Annotated in this window: 3 protein-coding genes; 2 read left to right on the top strand and 1 reads right to left on the bottom strand. The window is 70.5% G+C overall.

Going from position 1 to position 13174, the window contains the following annotated elements:
* Positions 1 to 143 precede the first annotated feature (143 nt).
* Both ACIQNG_RS22110 and ACIQNG_RS22115 read left to right on the top strand, forming a co-directional pair.
* Positions 144 to 359 carry an MbtH family protein gene (locus ACIQNG_RS22110; RefSeq protein ID WP_401440599.1) on the top strand — a complete coding sequence of 72 codons (216 nt, stop codon included), beginning with the start codon at positions 144 to 146 and terminating at the stop codon, positions 357 to 359.
* Between the two features lie 362 nt (positions 360 to 721).
* Positions 722 to 1963: a sensor histidine kinase gene (locus tag ACIQNG_RS22115; protein WP_401440600.1), complete on the top strand. Its 1242-nt coding sequence runs from the start codon at positions 722 to 724 to the stop codon at positions 1961 to 1963.
* Between the two features lie 216 nt (positions 1964 to 2179).
* On the opposite strand, the gene ACIQNG_RS22120 is transcribed toward ACIQNG_RS22115, so the two are convergent.
* Positions 2180 to 13156, bottom strand: coding sequence for an amino acid adenylation domain-containing protein (locus tag ACIQNG_RS22120; protein WP_401487147.1), 10977 nt, complete (start codon positions 13154 to 13156; stop codon positions 2180 to 2182).
* Between the last annotated feature and the right edge of the window lie 18 nt (positions 13157 to 13174).

Consider the following 13174-nt stretch of genomic DNA (forward strand, 5'->3'; position numbering starts at 1 on the left):
ACGGCCGAGCGGTGCTGTTCAACCGCGCGGTGCCGCAGTTGAACAGCACAAAGTGCCGTTGCCTTGATTCGTCCCGCACCCTATGTCACCGTGAAATAGCCCGTCGCTGAGGTCCCTTGTCGCCGAGAAGTGAGGACAGTGCGGTGCCCAATCCTTTTGAGGATCCCGACGCAAACTATCTGGTCCTGGTCAATGACGAGGGTCAGCATTCACTGTGGCCGGTCTTCGTGAATGTGCCGGACGGTTGGAATACCGTGTTCGGCGAGGCACCGCGGGACGAGTGCCTCCAGTACATCGAGAAGTCATGGACCGACATGCGGCCCAAGAGCCTCATCGAGGCCATGAAGACCAGCACCTAGCGGCGCCCCGCTCCCCGGCACCGCTGCCCAGGCCGACGGCCCTCACCGGTCGTCGGCCTCGCCGCGTTCCCGGCCGGCCGGGTGGGCGTGGAGGGTCACGAGGGGACATGAGGGGACGCGAGGGGACATGAGGGAGCATGGGGAGGCGGGAGAAAGCATGAATCGACATCAGGTGGGGACGGCGACGGGGTTTCCGTACGGTGACCGAAAGTGGTAACCGCCTCCTTATCAGGCTTCTGCGCCAATGAACCCTGCGGATAATGGCGCCCGGGCCACCGCTGCGTGAGCAGGCCATGGAACGGGCCCGGCGAGGGCGACGGCCCTCCCGTCATGGTCACCATCGCAGAAAGCGGGTACAGGTCGTGAGGCTGCTACGGATCGTCAGGCGCATCCCCTTGATGTTCGGTGGCTCCGTGCGGGCCCGGATGACCCTGCTCTACGGCGGCGTCTTCACGGTGATCAGCCTCTCCGTGCTCATCGTCGCGCAACGGTTCCAGAAGTGGGCCGTCGACGACAAGGTGGACAATTTCGTCTCGCCCGGCGAGATGGCCGGCATTCCCTGCGATCTACGGCCGGAGGACTCGCCGTGCTCGCAGTTGCCGTACGAACCGTCCGTCACCGCCCCCCTCGACGGGCCCCCCACCAACTCGACCTTCGTCGTCATGCAGAAGGCCCAGCTCCAGCAGGAACTGGCGAGCATGCAGCTCATGGTGAGTGTGATCGCCAGCGCGGTCATCATGACCCTCGCCTTCGCGGTGTGCTGGTGGCTCACCGGCCGACTGCTGCGCCCCCTGCACCATGTCACCGCCACGGCCCGCCGTCTGTCGCTGTCCACCCTGCACGAACGCATCGCGCTGACGGGACCGCAGGACGAGCTGAAGGAACTGGCCGACACCTTCGACGCCATGCTGGACCGGCTGGACCGCTCCATGGCGAGCCAGCGCCGTTTCGTCGCCAACGCCTCCCACGAGCTGCGTACCCCGCTCGCCATCCAGCGCACCGCCATCGAGATCGGTCTCGCCGACCCGTCGCCCGAGCGGGTGGCCCAGATCCGCGGTGAGCTGCTGCGCGCCACGGAGCGCTCCGAACGGCTCATCGAGGGCCTGCTGGTCCTCGCGCAAGGGGAGCAGGGGCTCAACGCCCTCGCTCCGGTGGACCTCACGGTCGCGGTCGACCAGGTCATCTCGGAACAGCTCCGCTTCGCCGAGCGCCGCGGTGTCACCCTCAACGTCACCACCCAACCGGTCTCCGTCGCGGGCGACGAGGTGCTGCTCACCCGTCTCATCGCCAACCTCGTGCAGAACGCGATCCGGTACAACGACGCCGGCGGATACGTCCTGGTCGAGCTGGCGCCCGACACCGGGCTGCTGGTCTGCAACAGCGGGCCCGAGGTCCCCCCGGAGCAGGTCGAGGAGCTGTTCGAGCCGTTCCGGCGGCTGCACGCCCGCCGTACCGGGCCCGGCGAGGGCGCGGGCCTGGGGCTGTCGATCGTCGCCGCCATCACCGACGCCCACGGCGGCACCGTGCACGCCACGGCCAACGCGGGGGGCGGCCTGGCGGTACGGGTCGCCCTGCCCACGCTGACGCCGGCCTTGTCGCTCTGACGCAGGGCCTGCTGGCGCTGACACCGGGCTGGTCGCTCTGACGCCGGGCCTGCTGGCGCCGTCACCGGGCCGGTCGCTCCGACGCCTGTCCCGCCGACGGTGACACCAGCCTTACCGCTCTGAGCAACCCTGCCTCCGCCGGTCGCGTCAGCTCTCCCCTTCCACCTACACGCACCCGTTGCCGCCCCTGGCCCTCGGGCCGGGGGCGGCTCGCGTTCATGACCCGGACTGCGTGCCGCGCTCCTCCATCCAGGCCGCGATGGCCTGCCATGCCTGACTCAGCATGTCGGGGAGCATCAGATCGGTGTGCTTGCAGGGCATGCCCACCGTCGAGATCGTCCCTTGGACGTACGGCTCCCAGCGCTGCCGTCGCTCGTCCAGGTCCGGCGTGGCGTCGCTGTCACCGGCGCCCTCCGCGACGAAGAGCAGCATGTCACCGTCGAACAGGGTGGATTCGTGCCGCCTGCGCAGGGTCGTGTTGTTACGGAAGATCTTCGTGATGAGGAGCAGTTCCTCGTCGGAGATGCCGTCGATGATCCCGCCGACCTCCTGCCGGATCCGCGCCGCGGCCTCCTGGAGACGCGTCTCCGGATCACGCTCGTCCGGCGCCGGGCGTTCCGCGCCCCGCTCGTCGTCCTCGACGCCATCGGGTCGCCGGGGCGCCGCGCCCTCGGGGGGCCGGACGGGGGCGGGGCCCGCGGGCTGCCCGGCGTCGGCCGGCCGCTGGGGTTCGCTGCCCGGAGGCGGGGACGGGTAGGAGTCCATGACGACCAGCGCGGCGACGGTCTCGCCCGCTGCCTGGAGCCGGACCGCGATCTCGTGGACGGGGATACCGCCGAACGAGAAGCCGAGCAGGTGGTAGGGGCCGTGCGGCTGGATGGCCCGGATCTGCTCGACGTACTCCGCCGCCATCGCGTCGATGCTCTCGGGCAACGCGTCCTGGCCGTCCATTCCGGCGGCCTGGAGTCCGTACAGCGGGATGCCGTCGGTGGCGTACCGCGCCAGCGGCCGGTAGCACCAGCTCAGCCCGGAGGCCGGGTGGACGAAGAAGAACGGCGGCCGGTCGCCCTCGGTCCTGATCGGCAGAACCCTGTTGAGTGAGTCGCTGACGGAGGCCAGGTTCAGCTGACGGACGATTCCGCTCACGGTCGGCGCGGCGAACACATTGCGCACGGACGTGGTGACGCCCTTCTCCTGGAGCCGCGTCACGAGCGTGACCGCCAGCAGGGAGTGCCCGCCGAGCCGGAAGAAGTCGTCGTCGTAGCCGACCTCCTCGACCCCGAGGACCTCGGCGAACGCCTCGCTGACGATGTACTCCAAGCTGGTCGCGAGGTTGCGCCGAGTGTCCGCGCCGCTGGAACCGGCGGTGTAGTCGGGTGCCGGGAGTGCGTTGCGGTCGAGTTTGCCGTTGGCGGTCAGCGGGAGTTCCGGGAGTGCTACGACGGCGGCCGGGGCCATGTGTTCGGGCAGCCGCGCGGCCACGAAGTCACGTACGGCGACCGTGTCCGTGTCGGCGCTGGCGACGACGTAGGCGACGAGTCGCTTGTCGCCGGGAGTGTCCTCGCGGGCGACCACCGCAGTCCGGGTGACCTCCGGATGGGTGAGCAGGGCGGTCTCGATCTCACCGGGCTCGATCCGGAACCCCCGGATCTTCACCTGGTCGTCCGCACGGCCCAGGAACACCAGCTCACCGGCAGACGTCCACCTCACCAGGTCCCCGGTACGGTACATCCGCTCACCCGTGTCGAACGGGGACGCCACGAAACGCTCACCCGTCAGCGCCGGGCGGTCGATATAGCCGCGGGCCAGTGCGGCGCCCGCCACATACAGCTCACCCGTCACACCGACCGGTACCGGGCTCAGCCGGTCGTCCAGGACGTAGAAACGGGTGTTGGCGATCGGCGTACCGATCGGCACCACACCGCCCGACACCGCCTCCGGTGTGAGTTCGGCGGTCGACACACCGACGGTGGTCTCCGTCGGACCGTAGTGATTGAACACCCGACGCCCAGCCGTCTGAGCCGTCGACACCAGTTCCCGCACCCAGCCCGCCGAGGCCGCCTCACCACCCAGCACCAACGACCGGGCCGGAAGCAGACGCTCCACACCCACCGCGCCGGTCAACGCGGCCAGATGCGACGGGACGACCTTGAACGCATCCACCGACCGGTCGGCGAGGTATCCCGCCACCGCGTCGGGGTCTGTGACCGCCTCCGCGTCGAGCACGTGGAGCTGGCCGCCGGTGGTGAGGCTCGCGAACACCACCGTGTTCCCCAGGTCCGTCACCTGCGCCTGCAACAACGCATACCGGACACCCGGCTCCGACCAGCCCAACCGCTCCGACACAGAGCTGACGTAGTTGGCCAGCGACCCGTGTGTGACACCGACCCCCTTCGGCACACCCGACGAACCCGATGTGTAGATCACATACGCCAGCCCCGACGGATCCACCACCCCAGGCAGCGGGACAGACACCCGCTCCGGCAGCTCGTCCAACCGGACCACCGGTACACCGACCCCGCCCCCGGGCAGCTCCACCCCACCGTCCAGCACCACCACCGCCGCACCACTGTCCGCAAGCATGAACGCCGTCCGCTCCGCCGGCATCCCCGGGTCGAGCGGCAGATACGCCCCACCCGCCCGCCACACACCCAGCACCCCCGCGATCATCCCCACACCCCGGGGCAGACACAGACCCACCACCGACTCACGCCCCACACCCAACTCCCGCAAACCCCCCGCGATCCGGTCCACCTCCACACCGAGTTGCCCGTACGTCAGCTCCACGCCCTCCGCGACCACCGCCACCTCGTCCGCAGCCACCGCGACACGATCCAGGAACCGCTCAAGAACACCGGCCCCCACCCCGGCCGTCGCCGTCGCGTTCCACCGATGAAGCACCAGCTCCCGCTCATCGGACGCAAGGACATCCACCGCACTCAACCGCGTATCAGGCGCCGCCGTGAGCGTCTCCACCACCCGCACGAACCACTCCGAGATCCGCCCCGCACTCGACGCCTCGAACAGATCCGCCGCCACCGTCACCGCACCCCGCAACCCCGCCGGACGCCCCTCCCCGTCGAACATCTCGGCGACGGCGAAGTTCAGGTCGTACTTGGCGGGCTCCGGAGCCCCTCCGTCGAGCGGGCCCGAGCCGGCGCCGCCGGTACCCGCGCCCGTGCGTACGTCCTGGAGTTCCAGCGATGCCTCGCCCGTGTTCTGGAGGCTGAGGAAGACCTGGAACACGGGGTGCCGTGCCAGCGACCGGGACGGGGCCAGCTCCTCCACGAGGCGTTCGAAGGGCACGTCCTGGTGGGCCAGGGCACCGAGGCTCGCCTCGCGTACCCGGCCGAGCACCTGCCGGAACTCCGGGTCCCCGGACAGATCGGTCCGGATCACCAGGGTGTTGACGAAGAAGCCGACCAGATCGTCCAGCGCCTCATCCGTACGGCCCGCGATCGCCGACCCGATGGGGATGTCGGTGCCGGAACCGATCCGTGAGAGGGTGACCGCCAGCGCGGCCTGGAGGATCATGAAGACGGTCACGCCCTCGGTCCGGGCCAGCTCCGTCATCCGCTGGTGCACCTCGGCCGAGACCGGCAGCGCCACCCGGTGTCCCTGGTGGCTCGCCATCGCCGGTCGCGGGCGGTCCACCGGCAGCGCGAGTTCCTCCGGCGCCCCGGCCAGCGTCCGGCGCCAGTACGCCGTCTGCTGCGACAGCAGGCTCTCCGGGTCGGACTCCTCCCCCAGCAGCTCCCGCTGCCACAGCGCGTAGTCCGCGTACTGCACCGGCAGGGGACGCCACTGCGGGGCCTGCCCCTGGAGCCGTGCCCCGTAGGCGATGGAGAGGTCCCGGCTCAACGGGCCCATCGACCAGCCGTCGCCCGCGATGTGGTGCATCACCACGACCAGTACCTGCTCGTCCGGGCCGGTCTCGAACAGCCATGCCCGGACCGGTACGTCCGTCGACAGGTCGAAGGCGTGGCGCATCGCGTGCCCCATGACTTCGCCGAGTCGGCTGCGTTCGACCTGGCTGACCTGGAGTTCCCAGTCCAGGTCGCGCGGGTCGAGGATCTGCTGGTACGGCTTGCCGTCCAGGGCCGGGAAGACCGTCCGCAGCGATTCGTGCCGGGCGATCACATCCCGGAACGCCTCCTCCAGCACCGTGGCGTTCACACCACTGAGCCGGACCGGCATCGGAATGTTGTAGGTCGGGCTCGGCCCTTCGAGCTGGCCGAGGAACCACAGGCGCTGCTGCGCGAACGACAGCGGCACCCGCTCCGGCCGCTCCCAGGCCCGCAGCGGCGTACGTGCCTGACGGGCGCCCTCGGCCAGGTGGGCGGCGAGCGCGGCCACCGTCGGGAACTCGAACAGGGAGCGGACCTCGACCTCCACGCCCAGCACGACACGGATCCGTGAGGTCAGCCGGACCGCGAGGAGGGAGTGGCCGCCGAGCTGGAAGAAGTTGTCGTCCACCCCGACCGACGCAAGACCCAGCACCTCGGCGAACGCCGCGCAGAGGATCTCCTCCTGGGCTGTGGCCGGGCCGCGACCCGCGCCGGTGGCGTACTCGGGCGCCGGGAGTGCCTTGCGGTCCAGCTTGCCGTTGACCGTCACCGGCAACTGGGCCAGGCGGATCACCGCGGCGGGCACCATGTAGTCGGGCAGCCTGCGCGCCACGAACGCGCGCAGGCGGTCGGGGTCGTCGTCGCCTTCGAGTCCGCCGTCGGGGTCGGCGGGTACGACGTAGGCGACCAGGCGCTGGTCACCCGGGATGTCCTCGCGGGCGACGACCGCGGTCTGATCGACGTCGGGGTGCGTGAGGAGCAGGGCCTCGATCTCGCCGGGTTCGATGCGGAAGCCGCGTACCTTGACCTGCTCGTCCGATCGGCCGAGGAAGAGCAGGTGGCCGTCCGAGGTCCAGGTGACCAGGTCTCCCGTGCGGTACATCCGCTCCCCGCCGGAGCCGAACGGGCACGCCACGAAGCGTTCCGCGGTGAGCGAGGGCCGTCCCACATATCCACGTGCCACACCGGGGCCGGTGACATACAGCTCGCCGGGCACCCCGGCCGGTACCGGGCTCAGCCGGTCGTCCAGCACGAACGCCCGGGCGTTGGTGATCGGCGTGCCGATGGTGGGCTGGTCGGTGGGCGCGAGCGGCGCCGACATCGACGCGCACACCGTGGTCTCCGTAGGACCGTAGGCATTGATGAGTCGCCGACCGGGCGCCCAGCGTTCCACGAGCGAGGTGTCCAGCGCCTCACCGGCGGAGACGAGCGTGACCACCGAGGCGAGGTCGGTGTCGTCGAGAGTCCTCAGCAGGGCCGGAGGCAGTGTCGCATGGGTGATGCCGCGATACAGGTCCGGGCCGACGAGACCGCTGCCCGGTGCGTGTTCATCGGCAGAGGTCATGACGAGGGACGCGCCCGAGCACAGGGTCACGAACACTTCCGACACCGCCGCGTCGAAGCCGACCGACGCGAACTGCAGGACCCGCGAGTCCGGTTCGACGGCGAACCGCTCGCTCTGCGCGGCCACCAGGTTGAGGAGTCCGGCGTGGGCCACGGCGACTCCCTTCGGGGTGCCCGTCGACCCCGAGGTGTAGATCACATACGCCAGTCCGGCCGGGTCGATCACTGTCTCGGGCAGCCCGGTCATGGTGTGGGAACCCAGCAGGGCGGAGGCCGCCGGGTCGTCCAGGGCGAGCATCGGCATCCGGCCGACCGGGATGTCACCCAGGGTCTCCCGGGTGCCGAGCACGAGTTGGGTGCCGCTGTCGGCCAGCATGAACGCCACGCGGTCCATCGGGAGCCTGAGGTCGACCGGCAGGAACGCCGCGCCTGTCTTGAGCACGGCGAGGATCGCCGTCACCAGTTCGGCGCCGCGCGGCAGGCACAGACCGACCACCGACTCGGGTCCTACTCCGATGCCGATCAGACCGAGTGCGAGACGGTCCGACTCGGCGTCCAGTTCGCCGTAGGAGACATCGGGATCCTCCGCCACGACGTCGGCGTTGTCGGCCAGGACGTCAGCGCTGTCCGCCGAGACCGCGACCGCTGGGACCGGGCCGGCGACCGCGATGGCGTCCGGGCGGGTGCGCGCCTGCCGCCGGAACAACTCCACCACCGACGTCCCGGGCACCTCGGCGACGGTGTGGTTCCATCCGCCGACGAGCAGTTCACGCTCCTCGGCCGCGAGGATGTCGACCGCGCCCAATCGCAGGTCCGGCGCGTGCGTCACCGCCCGCAGCACCTGGGTGAACCAGCCGGCGAACCGGGCCGCCGCGGACTCGTCGAACAGGTCCGCCGCGACGGTCATCACCCCGGTCCAGCCCGCTGCCCGGCCCTCACCGTCGAACTGCTCGACCATCACCACGTCGAGGTCGAACTTGGCGGGCAGCGGCACCGAGGCGTCGGCGGAACTCTCACCGCCGCCGGGCCCGCCCGGCGACTGGGCACTCGACTGCTCCATGTTCTGCACGGTCAGGGTGACCTGGAACAGCGGGTGGCGGGCCATCGCACGCTCGGGGGCCAGTTCCTCCACCAGCCGTTCGAACGGCACGTCCTGGTGGGCGAACGCGCCGAGGCTCGCCTCCCGCACCCGTCCCAGCACCTGCCGGAACTCCGGGTCCCCGGACAGATCGGTGCGGATCACCAGCGTGTTCAGGAAGAACCCGACCAGATCGTCCAGTGCCTCGTCCCCGCGGCCCGCGATCGGCGACCCGATGGGGATGTCGGTACCGGCTCCGACCCGGGACAGGGTCACCGCCAGCGCGGCCTGCAACGCCATGAACGCGGTGACACCTTCGGCCCGCGTCAGTTCCGTGAGCTTCTGGTGGACATCGGCGGGCACCCGGAACCCGACGGCGTGCCCGCGGTGACTGGCGATCGCCGGGCGCGTGCGGCTGACCGGCAACGACAGCTCCTCCGGCGCTCCGGCCAGCGTGTGCCGCCAGTACTCCACCTGCTGGGACAGCAAGCTGTCCGTGTCCTCGGGGTCGCCGAGCAACTCTCGCTGCCAGAGGGTGTAGTCGGCGTACTGCACGGGCAACGGCGCCCAGTCGGGGGCTCGTCCCGCCAGTCGCGCCTGGTAGGCCGCGGTCACATCCCGTACCAGCGGGCCGCGGGACCAGCCGTCGCTGGCGATGTGGTGGACGACCACCAGCAGCACCTGCTCGTCCGCGCCGGCTGTGAAGAGCCACGCCTTGACGGGCGGTTCCACCGACAGGTCGAACGCGTACCGCATCGCCCGGCCCATGGCGTCCGGCAGCTCCTCACGAGCGACCTCGGACACCTCCAGTTCCCAGTCCAGGTCCCGCGGGTCGACAATGTGCTGGTACGGCTCGCCGTCCACCGCCGGGAAGATCGTCCGCAGCGCCTCGTGCCGGCCGAGCACATCTCGGAACGCCGTCTCCAGCACGGCCGCGTCCACACCGTTGACCCGCATCGGCGTGGGGATGTTGTACGTCGGGCTCGGCCCCTCCAACTGGCCCAGGAACCACAGCCGTCGCTGAGCGAACGACAACGGCACCCGCTCCGGGCGTTCGGCCGCAGCCCGCAACGGCATCCGCGCGCGCCCTCCGCCCTGCTCGGCCAGCCGGGCCGCGAGGGCGGCCACCGTCGGTGCCTCGAACAGCGTCCGTACCTCGACCTCGACGCCCAGCACGACACGGATCCGGGACACCAGGCGGACCGCCAGCAGGGAGTGCCCGCCCAGGTCGAAGAAGCTGTCGTCCACACCGACGGACTCCAGGCCCAGGACGTCGGCGAAGGCCGCGCACAGCGTCTCTTCCTCCGGTGTGGCCGGCCCTCGGCCGCCACCGCTCGCGTACTCGGGTGCCGGGAGTGCGTTGCGGTCGAGTTTGCCGTTGGCGGTCAGCGGGAGTTCGGGGAGTGCTACGACGGCGGCCGGGGCCATGTGCTCGGGCAGCCGCGCGGCCACGAAGTCACGTACGGCGACCGTGTCCGTGTCGGTGTCGGCGACGACGTAGGCGACGAGTCGCTTGTCGCCGGGAGTGTCCTCGCGGGCGACCACCGCAGTCCGGGTGACCTCCGGGTGGGTGAGCAGGGCGGTCTCGATCTCACCGGGCTCGATCCGGAAGCCCCGGATCTTCACCTGGTCGTCCGCACGGCCCAGGAACACCAGCTCACCGGCAGACGTCCACCTCACCAGGTCGCCGGTACGGTACATCCGCTCACCCGTGTCGAACGGGGACGCCACGAAACGCTCACCTGTCAGCGCCGGGCGGTCGATGTAGCCGCGAGCGAGTGCGGCGCCCGCCACATACAGTTCGCCGGTCACGCCGACCGGTACGGGACTCAGCCGGTCGTCCAGGACGTAGAAACGGGTGTTGGCGATCGGCGTACCGATCGGCACCACACCACCCGACACCGCCTCCGGTGTGAGTTCGGCGGTCGACACACCGACGGTGGTCTCCGTCGGACCGTAGTGATTGAACACCCGACGCCCAGCCGACCGAGCCGTCGACACCAACTCCCGCACCCAACCCACCGACGCCGCCTCACCACCCAGCACCAACGACCGGGCCGGAAGCAGGCGCTCCACACCCACCGCGCCGGTCAGCGCGGCCAGATGCGACGGGACGACCTTGAACGCGTCCACCGACCGGTCGGCGAGGTATCCCGCCACCGCCTCGGGGTCTGTGACCGCCTCGGCGTCGAGCACGTGGAGCTGCCCGCCGGTGGTGAGGCTCGCGAACACCACCGTGTTCCCCAGGTCCGTCACCTGCGCCTGCAACAGCGCATACCGGACACCCGGCTCCGACCAGCCCAACCGCTCCGACACAGAGCTGACGTAGTTGGCCAGCGCCCCTTGTGTGACACCGACCCCCTTCGGCACACCCGAGGAACCTGATGTGTAGATGACGTATGCCAGTCCCGACGGATCCACCGTCACCCTGGGGGACACCCCGCCTGCATACCCCTCCAGCAGGGCAGTGGTCGTAGGGTCGTCGACGGCGACCATCTGCACCTGGCCCGCAGGCAGGTCATCGAGTGCCTCCTCGGTCCCCACCACCAGCCGGACGCCGCTGTCGGCCAGCATGAACGCCATTCGCTCGACCGGAAGTTCCACATCGAGGGGGAGGTAGGCCGCCCCCGCCTTCCACACCGCGAGAACCGCCGTCATCATCTCCACGCCCCGCGGGAGGCACAGACCGACGACCGACTCAGGTCCCACGCCGAGGTCACGCAGGTAGCACGCCAACCGATCAGCCTGCCCGCCGAGCTGCGCGAAGGTGAGGCTCTCGCCGCCCGCGACCACGGCCGCGGCGTCCGGCGTCCGCTGGACCTGGGTCTCGAACCGCTCGACCACCGACGCCGTCTCCGGGTCGGTCGCGGTGTCGTTCCACTCGCGCAGCACCCGGTCCCGCTCCGGTGCGTCAAGGACCTCCACCGCGCTCAGTCGTGCGTCCGGGGTGGCGGACACCGTCTCCAGCACCCGTGTGAGCCAGTCGGCCATACGCCCGGCCGCAGGCGCGTTGAACAGGTCCGCGGCCACCGTGAGCGCTCCGCGCAGGCCCGCCGGTCGGCCCTGGGTGTCGTACGCCTCCACGAGGGAGACCCACAGGTCGAACTTCACGAGGGCCGAGTCACCCGTGTCCAGCCCGGCGCCGCTGCCTCGGCTGTCACTGCCGTCGGCGTTGTCACGGCCATCACCGCCGCCGGTTCCGGTGCCGCCGCCGGTGCTGACACCAGGCATGTCCAGTGCCGCGTCTCCGGTGGTCTGCATGGTCAGGACGACCTGGGCCAGCGGGTGCCGTGCCATCGACCGGGAGGGGGCGAGTTCCTCCACCAGGCGTTCGAAGGGCACGTCCTGGTGGGCGAAGGCGCCGAGGCTGGCCTCCCGTACCCGGCCGAGCACCTCACGGAACTCCGGGTCGCCGGAGAGGTCGGTCCGGATCACCAGCGTGTTGAGGAAGAAGCCGACCAGATCGTCCAGGGCCTCTTCGGTGCGGCCCGCGATGGGCGCCCCGACCGGAATGTCCGTACCGGCGCCGATCCGCGACACTGTGACGGCCAGGGCGGCCTGGAGGACCATGAACACCGTCACGCCCTCGGCCCGCGCCAGCTCCGCCAACCGCTGGTGCATCTCGGCCGACAGTCGCAGCCCGACGCGGTGACCCCGGTGGCTCGCCACGGCCGGCCTCGGCCGGTCCGTCGGCAGTGCCAGTTCCTCCGGGGCCCCGGCCAGTGTCCGGCGCCAGTACTCGACCTGTTCCGAAAGCAGGCTCTCCGGGTCGGTCTCCTCCCCCAGCAGTTCCCGCTGCCAGAGCGCGTAGTCCGCGTACTGCACCGGCAGCGGACGCCACTCGGGGGCCTCGCCGCGCAGCCGCGCCGCGTATGCCCTGGAGAGATCGCGGCTCAGCGGTCCCATCGAGAGACCGTCGCCGGCGATGTGGTGCATCACGACGACGAGCATCTGCTCATCGGGGCCGGCCTCGATCAGCCATACCCGGATCGGCAGTTCGGCCGACAGATCGAAGGTGTATTCCGTCGCCCGGCCCACGGCACGGCCCAGCTCACCGGGTTCCACCTGGCTGACCTGGAGTTCCCAGTCCAGGTCGTGGGGGTCGAGGATGTGCTGGTAGGGCTCGCCGTCCACCGCCGGGAAGACGGTACGCAGCGACTCGTGCCGGGCGATCACATCGCGGAACGCTTGCTCCAGCACCGTGGCGTCCAGGCCACTCATCCTGATCGGCAGCGGAATGTTGTAGGTGGCGCTGGGCCCTTCGAGTTGGGCGAGGAACCACATGCGTCGCTGTGCGAACGACAGCGGTACCCGCTCCGGCCGTTCCCAGGCCCGCAGGGGCGTACGTGTCCGGTCGGTGCCGGCGGCGAGCCGGGCCGCCAGTCCCGCCACCGTCGGCGCCTCGAACAGCGCCCGCACCCCGACATCGACACCGAGCACCGCACGGATCCGCGATGCCAGCCGGACAGCGAGCAGGGAGTGTCCGCCGAGGCCGAAGAAGCTGTCGTCGACGCCGACCGACTCCACACCGAGCACCTCGGCGAACACCGTGCAGAGCAGTTCCTCCTGGACGGTGACCGGAGCCCGACCCGCACCCGTGCTGTACTCCGGCTTCGGAAGCGCCCGCCGGTCCAGTTTGCCGTTCACGGTCATCGGTAGCGCGTCCACCACCACGAACGCCGACGGCACCATGTACTCCGGCACCCGCGACGCAACAAACTC

This window comes from Streptomyces sp. NPDC091377 (assembly GCF_044757045.1).
Taxonomy (GTDB): Bacteria; Actinomycetota; Actinomycetes; order Streptomycetales; family Streptomycetaceae; genus Streptomyces.